Origin of the sequence: Bradyrhizobium barranii subsp. barranii (assembly GCF_017565645.3) — a bacterium.
GTDB classification, from domain to species: Bacteria; Pseudomonadota; Alphaproteobacteria; order Rhizobiales; family Xanthobacteraceae; genus Bradyrhizobium; species Bradyrhizobium barranii.
Genome location: NZ_CP086137.1, coordinates 66271 through 83388, shown reverse-complemented (window position 1 = coordinate 83388; position 17118 = coordinate 66271). Strand labels below are relative to the sequence as shown.

Sequence of the window (17118 nt, the reverse complement as noted above, 5' to 3'; positions counted from 1 at the left end):
GAAAGATTCTTCTTGCATCCACCGGGGCGTCCACAGATGGGCATGTGGTCAACGCGTCAGCGTTGTCCACCATGTCCACAGCCTGCGCGGCCTGCATCCGTTCGCGCCAGACCGCCATCGGCGTGCGATAGCCGAGGGACTGATGAAGGCGACGATCGTTGTAGAAGGCGATCCAGCTCGCGATCCCTGCCTTGGCCTCGCGGCCGTCGGCATAGCCCTTGAGATAGATGTCCTCATGCTTGAGCGACCGCCACAGCCGCTCGATGAAGACATTGTCCATCCAACGACCGCGGCCATCCATGGAGATCTTGATCCCTGCGCCCACCAACGCGCCGGTGAAGGCCGCGCTGGTGAACTGGCTGCCCTGGTCGGTGTTGAAAATCTCCGGCGTGCCGTAGGTCGCCAGCGCCTCTTCCAGAGCCGCCACGCAGAACGAGACGTCCATCGTATTCGACAACCGCCACGCCAGAACCGCACGGCTCGCCCAGTCGATGATGGCGACGAGATAGAGAAAGCCGCGGCCGATGGGCAGATACGTGATGTCGGCCGCCCACACCTGGTTCGGCCGGTCGATCGTCATGTTGCGCAGCAGATAGGGATAGATCTTGTGGCCCGGCGCCGGCTTTGTCGTGTTCGGCTTCGGTCCCAGCGCCGCGATGCCCATCTTGCGCATCAACCGCTGCACGCGCTTGCGATTGACCTGAAGCCCCTCAGCCTTCAGCATCGCGGTCATTCGCCGCGAGCCCAGGAATGGCCAGGCGGTGAACAGCTCGTCGATCCGCTGCATCAGGGCAAGGTCGTTGTCGTTGGCCGGCTGTGGCGGCCGGTAGACCCCAGAACGGGCGATGCCAAGCAACATGCATTGCCGGCGGATCGACAGCGCCTGGTCGGCGCGATCGAGCATTCCTCGACGGTCCGGCGTGCTCATCTTCCGGACCTCCGCGCTAAAAAATCGCGCTCGACTGTCAGTTGTCCAATCTTGGCGTGCAGCTTCTCGATCTCGCGTTCGCGCGTTTCCTCGCTCTCGCGCCCGACACCCGCGTCAAAAGCCCGGGCCGCCTGGTCCAGCAGCTGCTTCTTCCAGGCATAGATCTGGTTCGGGTGAACCTCATAGCGCTGGGCCAGATCGGCCACCGTCGCCTGCTCCCGCACCGCTTCCAGCGCGATCTTTGCCTTCAACGCCGCGTCGATCTTCCGTCGTGTCTTCTTCGTCATCATGCCCTCCGTCTATCAAACGGAGCGGCCCTTTTCCAACTTAGCCTCTGGTCCCAAAACCGGGGTCCATTTCACTGGCACTCGCTGCCAATGTCGCTGTCTTCTACATCGGCCTGTATGTCGCATCGGGAAACCTCTTGCCGACCGGCGGGCTCGAAAGCGTTTGGTTCTTAAGCGGCCTTGCACTCTGGTTTCTGGCGCTGCTTTCGGCACCCTGGTTCGTGCCACCAAAAGACGCTCTCGCCAACGCCATTGGCGCCATGGCCATCCTGATTACGGCTGACCTCGGAGCGACCGGGGCTCTTAAGCCTCATCTCGAGGTCATGCGTTGGACTGCGGTAATCTGCTGCCTCGCCTCTATGGCGGGAGCGATGGTCGCCCTGTTATTCACGACAAGAACAAACGATCCCCCGTCGGGCGGTTTTTCTTTCGGGCCACCGATGCTTTCGGCCAGGGCGAGCTGCTCTACACGCCACCGGCGCTGATCAGCATCATCGGCGCCTACCAGAGCAGCCTGACCACGGTCGCCTGGCTGACAATGCTGTGGACATTGATCGCGATCGGCAGGCCTTTTGAGCGGCTGATCGCCGCCTGGAAGCACTGGCAGGCAGAAAAAGCCAGGGTCATTACCTCCCCGACGGTAGGCATCATCGAACGCATTGATCACCCCAATATCGTCAGGGTCAGGCTGTCGCGGCACAGCTCGTGGAAGCCGGGCATGCTGCACACCGCGGCCATGTCAAATGGTGATCAGCACTATGTCATGGCTCTGTTCGCTCAGGTCCAGGGACTGGACGTGATGGGGCCCGGTCTTTGCGTGGCTGAGCTGCAGGACAGGATAGTGCTGGCTGAAGGAGACGTCATCCAGTCGCACTCCCCCGAGAAGGCAGCGAAGTTCATAGAAAACCTGAGCGGCACGGCCGGGTCCGTGCTGGTCGGATTCACCGTCGAGAACTCGAACATCGGCATCTTGCGCTTCGAGGTCTCGGCCGCATCCGAGTTGGCAGAAGGCCAGGTCGTTTTTGTGCGCGTGAATGGAATGGACGTCTTTTACCAGATCCTCGACGCCCAGACGGCGGAAGAGAGCTTTGACCAGAACCCGCGCGGCACGCACATCGTCAACGCCGTGCAGCTGGGTTGTTATTCGCCGGAGGACGGCTTCACCAAGTTTGGCTGGCTTTCAACCATGAACACGCCAGTGTTCTGGGCGAAAGAGCGCGTATTTCCGGCTCCCATTGCCAAGCAGGGCGAGTTTCCCATTGGCGTCGTGCCGTCAACCAATATCGGCGTGATGGCCAATATCGACGATCTGGTTCAGTTTCACACGGCCGTTCTCGGCGTCACCGGCACGGGCAAGACCGAACTCGCGCTTGATATCGTCTGCGAGGCCGCCAAGAATGATTTCAGGATTTTCTGTGTGGATTTCACAGGCGAGTACAAGGCCCGGCTCGCCGACCTGAAGCCCATCTTTCCGGCGCCGACGCAGAAAGAAACGGACGACCTTGAGCAGAAACTGTTCGCTGTCGAAACGACGCCCTGCGGCGCGCCCGCGGAGAAAGCCGCCCTGAAGACCGCCCTCACCCAGATCAAGGGCGGCGTCGACAAGCAGATCAACGACTTTCTGGTCGGCAATGATCCGCTGGCAATACTTGAGTTGACCGAAATCTCGAACACTAAGGCAACGCTGAGGATCACCGAGCTGTACCTGTCAACGATCATGGCCTGGGCCCGGGCCAACCGGCAGGCGCGCAAGGTTCTCATTGTCCTCGAAGAAGCCCACACCATCATTCCGGAGACGTTCAGCTCGGGTTTTGACAGCGAAACGCAATGGGTCGTCAGTCGGATCGGGCAAATTGCATTGCAAGGCCGGAAGTACGGCGTAGGTCTTCTGGTCATCAGCCAGCGGATCGCGCTGGTGAGCAAGACGATCCTTTCCCAGTGTAACACCTTCCTGACACATAGCCTGATCTATCAGACCAGCCTCAATTTCCTGGAGAGTGTGTACAGCACACAGCATGTCCGCTCGATTCCAAATCTCGGCCGCTTCCAGTTTCTGGCGGCCGGCAAGGCCATCAAGGCTGAACGCCCGATCCTTCTTGGCCGTCCATTCGATCAAGCCAAGAAAGACGCGAGCGATGCGTTACGAAAGCAACCGCCGGGAGCTGCTGCTGCCGCGGCAGGATAAGGCCGCCAGGCTCAGCTCCCGAAACGCGCCGCTTCAATACTCTTGATAAACCGCAAAACCGCGGTCACAGAATCGAAAATGAACCGGGCTTCCGGATGGTTTGGCAGCACATTGTCGTGGGCCAGGGAATTGTTGTTGCGGACGAAGTTGAACTTCTCGAAGACACCGATCGCGTTCTTGATGATCTGCTTACTCATGTCGGTGAGCTGATGCCCTTGGTCCAGGGCTTTGACGTATTTGCCCACCCGGCTGTGCAGGGAGCTATGGCTGATTTTGGGTGACGCGGCCTGATCAGGCGGCGTGGCTTTCAGTGTTCGGAATGACTTCGATTCCGTCGATGAACTTTACACCGGCGATGACTTTCGGCAACTGGTTCGTGCTCTTCAATCGCCGCCAGGTCTTCGATGCGGCGTCGATGAGCTTGAACACCATCAGCTTCGCAGTTTGTTGCGACAGCGATCCCTTGGTCCGCACCGTTCGGTGGCGCACCGTGGCGAAGACGCTCTCGATCGGGTTCGAGCTGCGTAGGTGGATCCAGTGCTCAGCAGGGAAGTCGAAGAAGGCGAGCAGCGCATGGCGATCCTTGATCAGGCACTCCACCGCACGTCCGTATTTGACGTGGTATTTCTCGACGAAGACGTCGATCGCGGTTTCAGCTTCGGCCCGGTGTGGGGCCAGATAGATGTTCCGCAGGTCGTTCTTCATGGGGCCCTGCACGGATTTGGCGACCTTGTCGAGTACGTTGCTCACTTTATGGCACCAGCATCGTTGGTGCCGCGTGCCGGGAAAGGCCTCGTCCAGTGCCTTCCAGAAGCCGAGGGCGCCGTCGCCGATGGCGAGTTGCGGGGCAATCCGTAACCCGCGTTGCCGCAGGTCGATCAGGAGTTCGCGCCAGCTCTGCGCGCTCTCGCGCACGCCGACCTGGAAGCCGATCAGCTCCTTCTTGCCTTCCGGCGTGGTGCCAATCAGCACCAGCATGCATTCGCTGTGATCTTCCATGCGGGCCTGCAGGTACACGCCATCGGCCCAGATGTAGACATAGCGACGCGCCGACAGATCGCGTCTCTGCCAGCGTTCGTACTCGACCTGCCAATCGGCCTTCAGGCCGGCGATCACCGAAGGCGACAGGTTCGGCGCATCCTTGCCGAGCAGCGCCGAGAGCGCCTCCTGGAAGTCGCCGGTCGAGATGCCGCGCAAATAGAGGACCGGGATCAAGGCATCCAGGCTCTTCGTCCGCCGCGCCCATAGCGGCAGGATTGCCGAACTGAAGCGGAGGCGGTCGCCTGGCCCGCTCGCTCCGCGGTCGCGGACCTTGGGACGAGCGACCTCCACCGGACCGATGCCGGTCGCAATCTCGCGCACCGGACCGTGCCCATGTCGGACCAGGCGCGCTCGACCGTCGGGCAGCGTCAGATTGGCCGTGCTGGCCAGAAACGCGCCAACCTCGATCTCGATCGCCCTGGCAAGCAGGTCCCGCGCGCCGGCACGAACGATATCGGTCAGTGGATCATCAACCGCGGACGGCTGACGGAAAGCAAGAACATTGGTAGTCTCGGTCATGGCGTATCGCTCTCCTCGAGAGGTTCTGGCAGGCTCGTCACCCGCCTCGATACGCCGCCTTCCTCACACCGTCATCACCCAGATTCCGCCATAGCTGTGCAGGGGCTCGTCGGTGCTCCAACCGACATCATGGCTGTCGAGCAAATGACCGAACTTCTTCATGCAGTAGGTGTGCAGGCGATCGAGAGCGGCAGCGGGCTTGTTCGCGCTGATGTCCCGCTCGATCGAAGACACTAGGGTCTGTACCTAAATAGCGCCACGTGATTCTCTTGCCTACGTGTTGATTCGGGGGCGAGAGAATGCGCGCTGGTTTGTTTTGGCTGAACGACAGGCAATGGGCGCGTATCGAACCGCATCTGCCGAGGGGACTGACGGGGCCGGATCGGGACGACGACCGACGCATCGTCAGCGGCATCATTCACATGCTGCAATCGGGTGCACGATGGCGTGATTGTCCACGTGAATACGGCCCTTACACGACGATCTACAATCGCTTCAATCGCTGGGCCAAGCGAGGACGATGGTGCGCAATCTTCGAAGCGCTGGCCAAGCCTGGCGAAGACGGCGTCGTACTGTCGCTCGACTCGACCTCGATTAAAGCTCACCGGTGTGCCTCCGGCGGAAAAGGGGGGAGCACAATCAAGCAATCGGCCGCTCGCGCGGAGGCCGCACGACAAAAATCCATGCGCTGAGCGATCGGCCGGTCGTCCTGCATCTGACTCCAGGCCAGGATGCCGATATCGCTGCGGCTCCCGATGTCCTGGCGCTCGCGCCACCCATGAGCGTGCTCCTCGCCGACAAAGGGTATGATGGCGACAAGCTTCGCGGCGCAATCATTCGTCGTGGCGCCAAGCCCGTAATCCCCAATAAATCTAACCGTGTCGTCATCCATCGCTTCAACAAACGCGCCTACAAAGGACGAAATGTCATCGAACGCTGCTTTTGCAGGCTCAAGGACTTCCGGCGCATCGCCACGCGATATGACAAGCTCGCCCGTAATTTTTTGGCCGCTGTTCATCTCGCCGCTCTCGTCGCATATTGGCTCAATTGAGTCTGGACCCTAGCTCCTCAAGAGTTTCGTCGCGGGTAAACCTTTCGATAACATCCGTCCTCGGAACGGCCGCGCCACCCTCGATAGTGGCGATGAGCTCGAACAGTTTGATCTTCAGAGACCCGTGGTCATCGGCGTCTCGAAAGATCGGAATCTCCTCGCGCTCTTTCCATAGGCGACGGAGGACGCGGGCAACCAGGTGCTCGTCCTCTTGATCTATGAACGAGCGCAACCGATTGGCTTTGGACGTCCCCCGCGTCTTGTAACGCTGCTGGTCGACGTCGATCCTGAACTCGTCGTCGAAGAATTCAGCAAAAGTGCGATCGGAGAAATTGAGGACGTAGCCGCTGCCCATGCCCAAGGCGCTGTCGATTAAGCGCATCTCCGAACGCTTTAGGTTCGTCATCTGCTACGCCTTCATGGATTGGAATGCCTGAGATGTGAGCTATGCGGGATTTTGGGTGACGAGGCGATCAGGCGGCGTGGTTTTCCGGCACTTGGATGACCTCGATGCCGTTTTCGAATCTGACACCTGCGATGACCTTCGGCAACTGATTTGTGCCTTTCAGCCGCCGCCAGGTCTTTGATGCGGCGCAGAGCAGCTTGAACACCATCAACTTGGCAGTCGTTGACGATAACGAACCTTTCGTGCGCACCGTTCTGTGCCGGACCGTCGCGAACACGCTTTCGATGGGATTCGTCGTCCGCAAGTGGTCCCAATGCTCGGCGGGGAATTCGTAGAACGCAAGCATTGCGTCGCGATCTTTCGTCAGGCACTCGACCGCCTTGTCGTACTTCGCTCCGTATTTCTCGGCAAAGACATCGATCGCCACTTCGGCCGAAGCTCGGTTGGACGCCAAATAGACCTCGCGCAGATCCTTCTTCATGCTGGCCTGTACCGACACTGCGACTTTGTTCAAGATATTCGCGGTTTTGTGCACCCAGCACCGCTGATGTCGCGTGGCGGGAAAGACCTCGTCGAGCGCCTTCCAGAAGCCGAGCGCGCCGTCACCGACGGCGATTTCCGGGGCGATCTTCAGCCCACGGGTTTTCGCCTCGACGAGCAGTTCGTGCCAGCTCTGCGTGCTCTCGCGCACGCCGACCTGGAAGCCGATGAGTTCCTTCTTGCCTTCCGGCGTCGCGCCGATCAGCACCAGCATGCATTCGCTGTGGTCTTCCATGCGAGCCTGCAGGAAGACGCCGTCCGCCCACACGTATACGTACCGGCGCGCCGACAGATCGCGCTTCTGCCAACGCTCGTACTCGAGCTGCCACTCCGTCGTCAGTCTGGAAACCACCGCCGGAGAAAGATTCGGCGCATCCTTGCCCAAGAGCGCCGCCAGCGCCTCCTGGAAGTCGCCCGTCGAGATGCCTCGCAGGTACAGAACCGGCAAAAGTGCATCCAAGCTCTTCGTGCGCCGTGCCCACAACGGCAGGATCGCCGAGGTGAAGCGGATCCGCTCGCCATCGCGGGTCACCGCGCGATCGCGAATCTTTACCCGGGCGACTTCGACGGCGCCGATCCCCGTCTGGATCGTCCGCACTGGACCATGGCCGTGTCGCACGAGGCGGTCGCGGCCATCGGGAAGCTTCAAGCCCTTCATCGCGGCGAGAAACGCCTCGGCTTCCATCTCGACAGCCTGCGCAAGCAGCTGCCGAGCTCCAGATCGCAAAATATTCGTCAGTGGATCGTCGATCTCATCGGGCTGACGCAGTGGGACAATGTTGCTATGCTCGTTCATGGCGTATCGCTCTCCTTGAGGTTCTGGCAGGCTCGACACCCGCCTCGATACGCCGCCTATCTCATTCCGTCATCACCCAGTTTCCCGCATAGCTCCTGAGATGTCGGCGCACCGCATAGGTCTGGATCACGCGGCCCGCGCTGAGGCGCTGCGAGGCGCCAACTTGACGGCGTAGCACTTCGCGCTTTTCAAGAACGAACTCCTTAAGAGGGCCTTCGTCGTTGGCGACTTCGAGCCCTTCGTCGAACCCCTCATGCTTGGCAAAATAGGCCAAGGCAGCTTCAGGGCTCAGTTCTCCGGGGATCGACCATTCGTCCTTTTGTGCCGGGTCAAATAGCGGTGTTGCCCGCTGCAAAGTGTACCAATGAACCCGGTCTGAGCCATCATTGGCCGGCTGCCGGGTCAGTATCTCCAGGGCCTCTACAAGGCTCTTTCGAGAGACCGTGAGACGTTCAATGTCGGCGTCGGTCTGATCGATCCTGCCAGCACTCGTTGTTTCGCCGCTGGTCATTTTGCCCGAGCGCAACATGGCCAGCTGCGTGTCGATCAGCTTGATGCTGTCGAGATAGCCGATGGCCGCTTCCAGAATAACGATAACAGGCCCGGGGATTTCGCGTTCGCCGGCTTCCCATCGGCGGACCGTGCGCCCATCTTCAACCCGCACGATTTTGGCCAAGGCGTCTGCGCTTAATCCAAGCGAAGCGCGCGCGTCCTTCAAAGCTTCCGGTGTTCTGACGAGAGTCATAAGGCTTTCCTAGGTCCGTTGGACCTAGTTATATATAGGACCATTGGCCCTATAGTAAAGAGATCCATTCATTTATTTGCCTTTTGAAGCGGCAATAAAACCGGCAAAACGGGCAGCACTAATCTTTATATATCGATTGATATTGCTATATATTCTGGCGGCAAAGGAAGCGGCAAAATGGATGTATCAGCAATGGAGCCTCTCCTGCCCGAGGATCGGCAGGAACTCGAAGATCTCGCAACTGATTTGGTTGCAAGGGCCAACACGCTGGCCGGCCGCCTCCACCCGGTCATGAGGGCCTCGGTAGGCGATCTGGTGCGTTCGATGAACTGTTACTACTCCAACCTCATCGAGGGCCACAACACACTGCCCATCGACATTGATCGAGCACTGAACAACGACCTGGCCAAGGAGCCGGAGCGCCGGAATCTGCAATTAGAGGCGCGCGCTCACATTGAAGTTCAGCAGATTATCGATCGCGGCGAAGCCCCCTCGCCCGCGCTGTCCGTCGATTTTATTGTCTGGACGCACAAAAACTTCTGCGAACGCCTGCCCGAAGAGCTGCTGGTCGTTGACCATCCCACGACCAAGAAGAAGATCAAGATCGTACCCGGCGAACTTCGCCAAGACCAGGTGAGAGTGGGGCGTCACATCCCTCCCGATCCAGCCGATCTCCCCGCATTCCTGAAGCGTTTTGCCGAAGGATATTCGTCCCCTCACCTTTCAAAGCTACGCAAAATTATCGGCGTTGCGGCATCACACCATCGCCTGGCCTGGATTCACCCGTTTCTGGACGGTAATGGCCGCGTGACACGCCTGTTCTCACATGCACTCTTGCGCGAGTTAGAAGTCGGCTCTGAGCTTTGGGCCGTCTCGCGGGGACTCGCGCGGCGAGTCGCCGATTATAAAGCAAACCTACAGGCGGCAGACGAACCGCGGCGCGGTGACCTTGATGGCCGCGGTAATCTCACGATGTCGGGGCTTGTCGGGTTCTGCCAATTCTTCCTTACCACCTGCGTTGACCAGGTCGACTTCATGACGGGGCTTTTGGAACCGGAAGAACTGCTCAGGCGGATGGAGATCTGGACCGAGGAGGAAACGCGTGCAAAGCGGCTTCCAAAGGGCTCTTGGCCTTTACTGCGCGAAGCGGTCATGGCCGGAGAGTACACGCGGGGTAATGCGCCTACCCTTACGGGATACGAAGAACGCCAAGCGCGAACGGTCCTCAACGCCCTTATTGAAAAGGGCTACCTCGTTTCACCCACGACGCGCTCGCCCGTGAAGCTGGGCTTTCCCTCGGCCGTTGTCGATCGATGGTTTCCGAGATTGTACCAGCCGGCCGCCTGAGTTTTCGGCGGGCAACGCCAGACACGATCATCGTAGAATCGTACATACGATTCCACTCCAAGTATCGATCATCACCATGCATCCTCCGGAAACCAGAAAAAATTCTCGATGTGCTGGTCGAAGGCCTGCCGGATGTGCCGTATAGACGAGCACAGTCCGGTTTTCGTCAGATCCGACCCTAACCGTCCCGAACTCTTCGAGGTCACTTATCTCAGTTCCGATCCCCTAGGGGTACACCGGCAGACAGCCGTCGCTTTCGATCCGCGCATTCGGTCCCTCGGTGCCGATCTTATAGCTAGAGCTGCCGCCGGGGAGCATGTCGCCAATCGGGCCATCGGGGAATACCTGCTTCTGACCATGAGCCCGTGGGACGCCATCCCCTATCTTGAACTCGCGGCCCTCGATGGCGATTTCGACGCCCAGATCGAGCTTGCCGTACTCCTACTCTTCGCAGCTGCGCCCAAACTGCACTAGCCGGTGTCGTCAGGGACGAAGTGGCTCCTCCGTGGGCAGCCCAATCTGCGCGTCCGGTGGCGTCTGGCACAACGGCACGGGTCGGCAGCATTAAAGATGTCCGACAGCAAGCGACCATCGAAACAAGGGTTGATGCCTATGGCTGTGTTTCGGCATGGAATAAGGGCTCTTCTCTATTCGGCCGGATTTAGTCAAGGGCTTGATTGGGCGCCTCCTTGGGTTCGGTACCGCTCGCGGGGCCGTGCTTCTCTTCGGGATCAGCCGTATGGCTCTCCCAGCATGGGATCAGTAGAACGAGACGGAACAATCTGACTCGCGTGCTGATCGCAAGGACGCGACCGTACAAGAGCCCAAAGCGAACTCATCTCGTCCATCGTCCCGCGAGGGACCTCCTCCCGCTAAACAACGGGTGCGTGGACCGCGCGTCGCACTATTGTGCCGCGGGCGTGGCCTCCCGTGTCCAGCGGAATTCCGTTCCGTCGCTCCACATGCGGTGCATGATGACGGCGAGCCGCCGCGCCAAAGCGACGATCGCCTTCTGCTGCCCGCGTCGTTTGGCGATCTGCATGGCCCACGCCTTGAGCCAGGACCATTTCTGCACCCGCGTCAGCATGACCTGTGCGGCCTCATAGAGTAGCGCTCGCATGGCTTCATCACCGCACAGCGAAATCCGGCCGATGCGGTGGCTTTCGCCGGACTGGTTGAGAACTGGCGTCAATCCAAGGGACGGCCCGACGGCTTTCGAACTCTTGAAGCGGGCGGGAACGTCGATCGTGCTGATAAAGGCCAGCGACGTGACGGGGCCGACACCAGGGATCGTCATCAACCGACGACAGACCTCGCTTTAGAGCTGGCCCCGGTTGTTTGGACAGCGCCCCGCTGGATTTAAGTGGATTCCTGCCGGGTTATGCTGAACGCGGGGCTTTACGGTTTTGTCGTTGCGTCGGGAGGGCGTAGCCCGACCAGAGCGACGACAAAACCGTCGGCGACGGTCATGCGGCCATCACCATAGCTTGCGTGCCGAAGTAAGCCTCGTCGGGCGTGCGCCCGTCAAGGCTCGAGTGAGGGCGTCCCTGATTGTAGAAGGCCAGATACTTGGCAATTGACGCTCGCGCCTCGGACACGCTGTCGTAGGCGCGGAGATAAACTTCTTCGTATTTGACCGTGCGCCAGAGCCGCTCGACAAACACGTTGTCGCGCCAGGCGCCCTTGCCGTCCATGCTGATGGCGATCTTCGCGTCCAGCAGCACATCGGTGAACTCGAGGCTGGTGAACTGGCTGCCCTGATCCGTGTTGAAAATCTCGGGCCTGCCGTGCTTCGCCAACGCCTCCTGGACCGCTTCGACGCAGAAGGCCGCCTCCATTGTGATCGAGACGCGATGGGCCAGGACCCGTCGGCTGAACACATCGACGACCGCCGCGAGATAGACGAAGCCACGCCGCATCGGAATGTAGGTGATGTCCATTGCCCACGCATGGTCGGGCCGCTCGATCTTCAATCCGCGCAACAGGTACGGGTAGATCTTGTGACCCGGAGCCGGCTTGCTCGTGTTCGGGCGACGATAGACCGCCTCGATCCCCATGCGCTTCATCAGCGTCGCGATGTGGCGGCGACCGGCGTATACGCCCTCCCGCCGCAGCAACGATCGCAGCATACGCGCTCCCGCGAAGGGATAATCGAGATGCAGCTCATCGAGCCGACGCATCAAGGCAAGGTCCTCGGCCGAAACTGGCCGAGGTTCATAGTAGACCGTGCTGCGAGCCAGCTTCAGGACCTTCGCCTGGCGCACGATAGAAAGATCATGATCGCGGTCGATCATCGCTTTGCGCTCAGCAGGCCCGCCTTGGTGAGCGCGCCGGACAAAAAATCGTTTTCCAACGCCAGCTCGCCGATCTTGGCATGTAACGCCTTCAAATCGACCGGCGTCTCGGCCGATGTCTTGTCATGCCCAAACACGCCGGCGGCGCCTTCCAGGAGCTGGTTTTTCCAGATCGTGATCTGGTTCGGATGAACATCAAACGCGCCAGCTCCGCCAGTGTCTTGTCGCCTTTGACCGCAGCCAAAGCAACCTTCGCCTTGAATGCCGGAGAATGCGTCCGGCGGCTCTTCTTCGTCATCTTCGCTCCTGATTCGCAGCAAGAATCCTCGCCGCTGTCAGGCAGAAAATCCACTCAAGCTACTGTCCGAATTTGCGGGGCCAGCTCTATGGACACCAATCCCGTCGAAAATCAAATCAGGCCGCTGACTCTGACGCGTAAAAATAGTTTATTTGCTGGTCACGACGAAGGTGGTCGTTCATGGGCGCGCATAGCTTCGCTCATCGCCACCTGCAAAATCAACAGCGTGGAGCCCTACGTCTGGATGAAAGCGACGCTCAAAGCGATCGCAACCGGTCACCCGCAGTCCCGGATCGACGAGCTCCTGCCCTGGTCGTTCGGCGGCACCTCGTAATTCTCCGTCGTTGCCGCCTCCATACCCCCCGCCAACGATTTGCAAACACGTTGATCAACAGACTGCAATCCCCACGCCAAACCTTTGCGAATGGGACGCGAACGTCGCTTACGACTGATAAGCTTTCATACGAAAACTTATCAGTTAGGCTTAGCATTCCGCTCTTTGCAGGCAGTGCTCGCGCCCTTCCTGGTCTGTGCGAAAGGATTCGATAAAGCCACCCTGGCGCTGCGTGACAAAAATCGTCCTGCCGTCCTTGCCGCCGAAGGCGAGGTTTGATGGCTCTTTGCCTTGGAGTGCAATCTCTTTCTGAACGTTGCCGTCTGGAGTCAGGACTGAAATTGTCCCCTTCATGATGCGGGCGACGAGCAGCTTACCCGCAACATCGGTGCGAACCCCATCGATTGTATCGCGATCGAACGTCTTTACGAGTCTCGCGTTGGTCAGCTCGTTTCCGGAAACGTGATACGCCAAAATTTGGCCGCTCCCAGATTCGCCGACATAGAGAATTTTCCCGTCTGGGCTGAGATCAATGCCGTTCGTCGTCCCCATGGCGCGGGGCGGAACCATGACTTGTCCCTGCACGGTCCCGTCTGCGGCAAGCGTAATCCGCCAAATCTGGCCGCTGCGGCCCTTCCAATTTGGGTCGCTCGCATAGATCGTTCCGTCGCGCGCGATGGTCAGACTTACCCCCAAGTCGCTGCGTTTCTCACCAACTACCGCAAACTACAGGAGATGCTCAACGAGATTTGCGCGATCAATGCCGAGCTTCTGCGTCGCGCGAGAGTCTCGACTAAATGGATCCGGCTGTCGCAACGCTCGATTTTGCCAAGGCGGGCGCCATCATCGCCAACATGATCGAATCCTATCTCGCTGCAGGGCCCCGCCGTTCAATGCGGAAGGAGCCGATCATGCTGCTGAATCCGCCCCGTGGGTCGGTCAAAATCCCCCGGGTATGGTCACTTGAAACTCCCCCACCTGATGATCGCCGTCAGCGCCGCTGAACAGCAGTAGCCGGTCAGGCAGGACGTTTATGTTCGACCCCTTTAGCCAGCAAGGGGCCGGGGAGTTGAACGTCTTGAAGCGACATCTGCAAAGCACCGTACTTACATTACTTGATCGCAACACCAGCCAGCGCGAGATTCACCGGCTGACGGGTGTCGATCGCAAGACGATCCGGCGTTATCAGGCGCTGCGGGCCGGTGCGGAGGCAAATTCCCCCGGGGAAGTGACCACCGGCTCGGTGAGCGCGGACGGCCAAATTCCTCCACCCCGACCACCGGCTTTTGGGACATCGGAAGCGACGGTCACCAGCAGCCTGGCCCGTTCGGCTTGCGAAGCGCATCGGACGTGGATCGAAGAACAGGTCCGGCTGAAGCGGAACGCGCAGGCGATTTACCAGGACCTGGTTGATCAATTTGGCTTTCCGTCCAGCTACCAGAGTGTCAAGCGGTTTGTGCGCCGGTTGCGGCACGCTGATCCTGAGCAGTTTGATCGTCTTGAGTTCCTCCCCGGCGAGGAAGCTCAGGTCGACTATGGCGAGGGCGCGCCGACGGTTGATCCGAAGAGCGGGCGGTACCGTCGTCCCCGCCTGTTCGTGATGACGCTACGCTACTCGCGGCGCAGCTTCCGGCGGGTAGTCTGGAAGTCCAGCCAACAAGTCTGGGCGCAGCTCCACGAAGAGGCGTTCCGGTATTTTGGCGGGGTCCCCAGCTATGTCGTGCTCGACAACCTGAAGGAAGGCGTCCTCAAGCCGGATTTGTACGAGCCCCAGCTCAACCCGATTTACAGCGCGATGCTGGCTCATTACGCCGTGGTCGCCGATCCCGCGCGCGTGGCCGATCCAAATCGGAAAGGATGCGTCGAGAATGCGATTCAACATACCCAGGGCACTGCGCTGGCCGGACGGCGCTTCGAGACGCTGGAGGCGCAAAACGAGTTCTTGAGGCACTGGGAGGAGAACTGGGCTTCCAAACGCATCCACGGCAGCACGCGCCGTCAGGTCGAGGCGATGTTCCAGGAAGAGAAGCCGCACCTGCGGCCGCTGCCTGTCGCTCCCTTCCGCATCTTCACCGAAGTCGTCCGGACTGTCTGCGACGACACCACCGTACGCGTCGACAACAGCTATTACGCCGCGCGGCCCGCGCCGATCGGCAGCCAGGTCGTCGTGCGCATCTACACCACCACGATCGAGATCCGTGATCGCCACACCCGTGCGCTGCTGCGTGTTCATTCCCGGATGGCGCACCCCGGTTCTGTCGTCCTGCCGACCAGCGAACGGCCGTTCAACCCGTCGCGGCAAACCGCCGTGCTGCTGGCGAGCGCCGAGCGCATCGGACCGCAGACCAGGGCCTTGTGCCAGCAGGTGTTCGACACCGAAGGGCGCCCCGGACAGCGCGCGATGTGGGGCATTGTCGGGCTGGGCCGGAAGTATCCGGCGCGGCTGGTCGAGCAGGCCTGCGCGCACGCCATCGACAACCGCATCTACCGCTACAAGCACGTGCGTGCGACCGTCGAGCGGTTGTTCGAACAGGCGATCGAGCAGGTTGGAGTGACGCCACAGCCGGCATCGCCGCTCACCCAGGATCATCCGCTGATCCGTACCCCCGCGGAATACGGCGACCTCTTCAGCCGCGCTGTGCGGCGCGACGCCGACGACAATGGTCGGCAGGCCGAGGCTCACGACGATCACGCCACGGCAATCCGCGCTCGTGTCGCCTGCGCAACCCCGGCCAACTCCGGCGCCACGAGCGCTCCCGCTGCACCTTCTCACCTTAAACTGGAGACCTAGCCACATGATGACCATGCCGGAAATTGAGCGTTGCCTACGACAGCTGCGCCTGTCGGGTGTCCGCGACACGCTGCAGACGCGCGTGCTCCAGGCGCAGGGCGCCAACCAGCCCTTCCTCGAGACCTTCTCCCTTATCCTGCAGGATGAACTGGACCGTCGTCAGTCCCGTCTTATCGAGCGGCGATACCAGCAATCCGGGCTCGACGAAAAGCTGACGCTCGCCGAGTTCGACTGGTCCTTCAATCCCAAACTGCCACGTCAGACCTGCTTCCAGCTCCACACCCTGGCGTTCATTGCCGCTGGCGAGAACGCTCTGCTTGTTGGCAAACCTGGCACCGGGAAGTCGCACATCGCCAAGGCGATTGCCTATCAGGCGATCCTGCAAAGCCACAAGGTCCAGTATCTTGAGACCGACGACTTCTTCCACCGCTACGCCCTGAACTCTCCGGCACAACGCGAGGTCCGGCTGCGAACCATCATCGACTGCGATCTCCTCGTGCTGGACGATCTATTCCTCGCACGCGCCATCCCCGACGACGCCGGCACTTTGCTGCAGACCCTGATCCATCAGCGTTACAAACTGCGCCGCAGCGTCATCGTCACCTCCAATCGCGTCGTGCAGGATTGGGGGGCATACCTTGGGGACAACACTATGAGCACGACGATCCTCGATCGCCTTATGCATCATTGCCATCTGCCTGAGTTCGACGGACGCTGCTATCGGCTCAAAGAAGCCGCTGAAGCTCTTGCCCGGGAAACAAACTCAAACTAACAGTCCCTTGTCCTGCCTCGCGGGTGGAGGAATTTGACTGACCACACCCGGAGGAATTTGAAGTGACCCGCGGGGTGCTGATAAAGGCCAGCGACGTGACGGGGCCGACACCAGGGATCGTCATCAACCGACGACAGACCTCGCTTTCCCGGGCAAGCAGAAGCACTTTGCGATGCAGTTGTGTGAACTGTTCGCGTAAAACGCGTCGGGCGACGAGAAGCGGTTCCATGAGTTCGGCCAGCTCCGGCTGACCGCCGACGAGTTCGTGGATACGTTGTTCAAAGCCGATCACCCCCACAATTCCGACCTTCAAGCCGAAGTTGCGTAACAGCCCACGAATGTCATTCTCGATGGCAATGGCCTTCTCCTGAAGCAGCTTGCGACCGGCAAGCAGGACCCGTCGCTTTTGGCTGATCAGGGTCTTGACGTGGACAGGCCGGAACAAGCCGACGCGCATCATCTGCGCAATGCCACGCGCATCATTGCGGTCGCTCTTGTTCACCTGCGCCTTGAGGAACGCCTTGGCATGTCGCGTCTCGATGCAGATTACCGGCAGGCCAGCCTCCGCCAGCCCGCTGAACAGCCATTGCGACAGCGGTCCAGCCTCGAGCCCAATCCGATCAAACCGCCAAATCGGATCGTTGAGTGCAGCAAGAAGATCGTCCGGGTGACTCACCAACTTCGCTTCCCGGCAAATGCGGCCCGTTTCGTCGACAATGCACAGGGACGTCTCTTTGACCGACACGTCCAGTCCAGCGTAATGTTTCATGCTGCGCTTCTCCGT

The 17118-nt window shown here is 60.1% G+C and carries 12 protein-coding genes and 6 pseudogenes; 7 read left to right on the top strand and 11 right to left on the bottom strand.

Going from position 1 to position 17118, the window contains the following annotated elements; translation table 11 throughout:
* Positions 1–118: 118 nt before the first annotated feature.
* Positions 119–1215: pseudogene (locus J4G43_RS52140) on the bottom strand (IS3 family transposase); the annotation flags it as partial.
* A 328-nt stretch (positions 1216–1543) separates the two neighbouring features.
* Here J4G43_RS52140 and J4G43_RS52135 point away from each other — a divergent pair.
* Complete coding sequence (locus J4G43_RS52135; RefSeq protein WP_208089791.1) at positions 1544–3400, top strand: ATP-binding protein; 1857 nt, start codon at positions 1544–1546, stop codon at positions 3398–3400.
* An 11-nt stretch (positions 3401–3411) separates the two neighbouring features.
* Here the strand turns inward: J4G43_RS52135 and J4G43_RS52130 are convergent, their stop codons facing one another.
* From J4G43_RS52130 to J4G43_RS52120, 3 genes are all read right to left on the bottom strand, one after another.
* Positions 3412–3645: an abortive infection family protein gene (locus J4G43_RS52130; protein WP_028154268.1), complete on the bottom strand. Its 234-nt coding sequence runs from the start codon at positions 3643–3645 to the stop codon at positions 3412–3414.
* 46 nt (positions 3646–3691) lie between these two features.
* Positions 3692–4960, bottom strand: coding sequence for an IS256 family transposase (locus J4G43_RS52125; protein ID WP_038952271.1), 1269 nt, complete (start codon positions 4958–4960; stop codon positions 3692–3694).
* A gap of 63 nt (positions 4961–5023) precedes the next feature.
* Complete coding sequence (locus tag J4G43_RS52120; protein ID WP_208089790.1) at positions 5024–5194, bottom strand: hypothetical protein; 171 nt, start codon at positions 5192–5194, stop codon at positions 5024–5026.
* 65 nt (positions 5195–5259) lie between these two features.
* Here J4G43_RS52120 and J4G43_RS52115 point away from each other — a divergent pair.
* Positions 5260–6011 (top strand): IS5 family transposase gene (locus tag J4G43_RS52115; RefSeq protein ID WP_225005932.1). Its coding sequence is split into 2 segments (ribosomal slippage): positions 5260–5599 and positions 5599–6011, totalling 753 coding nucleotides; the frame shifts between segments, so codons are not numbered across the junction.
* Here the strand turns inward: J4G43_RS52115 and J4G43_RS52110 are convergent.
* From J4G43_RS52110 to J4G43_RS52100, 3 genes are all read right to left on the bottom strand, one after another.
* Complete coding sequence (locus tag J4G43_RS52110; protein WP_028154503.1) at positions 6004–6417, bottom strand: hypothetical protein; 414 nt, start codon at positions 6415–6417, stop codon at positions 6004–6006. The two genes, J4G43_RS52115 and J4G43_RS52110, sit on opposite strands and share 8 nt — an antisense overlap.
* A gap of 67 nt (positions 6418–6484) precedes the next feature.
* Positions 6485–7753: an IS256 family transposase gene (locus J4G43_RS52105; protein WP_166354690.1), complete on the bottom strand. Its 1269-nt coding sequence runs from the start codon at positions 7751–7753 to the stop codon at positions 6485–6487.
* 61 nt (positions 7754–7814) lie between these two features.
* The gene (locus tag J4G43_RS52100) at positions 7815–8498 is read right to left on the bottom strand and encodes a helix-turn-helix domain-containing protein (RefSeq protein ID WP_208089788.1); all 684 of its coding nucleotides are present in this window, start codon (positions 8496–8498) and stop codon (positions 7815–7817) included.
* A gap of 177 nt (positions 8499–8675) precedes the next feature.
* On the opposite strand from J4G43_RS52100, the gene J4G43_RS52095 reads away from it, so the two are divergent.
* Complete coding sequence (locus J4G43_RS52095) at positions 8676–9845, top strand: Fic family protein (RefSeq protein ID WP_038945854.1); 1170 nt, start codon at positions 8676–8678, stop codon at positions 9843–9845.
* A 904-nt stretch (positions 9846–10749) separates the two neighbouring features.
* Here the strand turns inward: J4G43_RS52095 and J4G43_RS52090 are convergent.
* Together J4G43_RS52090 and J4G43_RS52085 are read right to left on the bottom strand one after the other, a co-directional pair.
* Positions 10750–11157: pseudogene (locus tag J4G43_RS52090) on the bottom strand (transposase); the annotation flags it as partial.
* 154 nt (positions 11158–11311) lie between these two features.
* Positions 11312–12437 (bottom strand): annotated as a pseudogene (locus J4G43_RS52085) (IS3-like element ISRj2 family transposase).
* A gap of 76 nt (positions 12438–12513) precedes the next feature.
* Here J4G43_RS52085 and J4G43_RS52080 point away from each other — a divergent pair.
* Positions 12514–12771 (top strand): annotated as a pseudogene (locus tag J4G43_RS52080) (transposase domain-containing protein); the annotation flags it as partial.
* Positions 12772–12921: 150 nt separating this feature from the next.
* On the opposite strand, the pseudogene J4G43_RS52075 reads toward J4G43_RS52080, so the two are convergent.
* Positions 12922–13455: pseudogene (locus J4G43_RS52075) on the bottom strand (SMP-30/gluconolactonase/LRE family protein); the annotation flags it as partial.
* A 113-nt stretch (positions 13456–13568) separates the two neighbouring features.
* On the opposite strand from J4G43_RS52075, the gene J4G43_RS52070 reads away from it, so the two are divergent.
* From J4G43_RS52070 to istB, 3 genes are read left to right on the top strand one after another with little or no spacing between them, the layout of a single operon-like run.
* Positions 13569–13775, top strand: coding sequence for a hypothetical protein (locus J4G43_RS52070; RefSeq protein ID WP_208089786.1), 207 nt, complete (start codon positions 13569–13571; stop codon positions 13773–13775).
* 29 nt (positions 13776–13804) lie between these two features.
* Positions 13805–15562 (top strand): IS21-like element IS1631 family transposase, encoded by a 1758-nt coding sequence (gene istA, locus J4G43_RS52065; protein WP_100214066.1) that lies wholly within the window; start codon positions 13805–13807, stop codon positions 15560–15562.
* A 4-nt stretch (positions 15563–15566) separates the two neighbouring features.
* Positions 15567–16334, top strand: a complete 768-nt coding sequence (gene istB, locus J4G43_RS52060; protein ID WP_208089785.1) for an IS21-like element helper ATPase IstB — start codon at positions 15567–15569, stop codon at positions 16332–16334.
* 40 nt (positions 16335–16374) lie between these two features.
* Here istB and J4G43_RS52055 read toward each other — a convergent pair.
* Positions 16375–17103, bottom strand: a pseudogene (locus J4G43_RS52055) (IS110 family RNA-guided transposase); the annotation flags it as partial.
* Positions 17104–17118: the final 15 nt, after the last annotated feature.

Bases quoted from the DNA above. Each gene is read 5' to 3' on its own strand.
- J4G43_RS52105 (WP_166354690.1), bottom strand. From the start codon at position 7,753: ATGAACGAGCATAGCAACATTGTCCCACTGCGTCAGCCCGATGAGATC.
- J4G43_RS52125 (WP_038952271.1), bottom strand. From the start codon at position 4,960: ATGACCGAGACTACCAATGTTCTTGCTTTCCGTCAGCCGTCCGCGGTT.
- istB (WP_208089785.1), top strand. From the start codon at position 15,567: ATGATGACCATGCCGGAAATTGAGCGTTGCCTACGACAGCTGCGCCTG.
- J4G43_RS52070 (WP_208089786.1), top strand. From the start codon at position 13,569: ATGGATCCGGCTGTCGCAACGCTCGATTTTGCCAAGGCGGGCGCCATC.
- istA (WP_100214066.1), top strand. From the start codon at position 13,805: ATGTTCGACCCCTTTAGCCAGCAAGGGGCCGGGGAGTTGAACGTCTTG.
- J4G43_RS52110 (WP_028154503.1), bottom strand. From the start codon at position 6,417: ATGACGAACCTAAAGCGTTCGGAGATGCGCTTAATCGACAGCGCCTTG.
- J4G43_RS52100 (WP_208089788.1), bottom strand. From the start codon at position 8,498: ATGACTCTCGTCAGAACACCGGAAGCTTTGAAGGACGCGCGCGCTTCG.
- J4G43_RS52095 (WP_038945854.1), top strand. From the start codon at position 8,676: ATGGATGTATCAGCAATGGAGCCTCTCCTGCCCGAGGATCGGCAGGAA.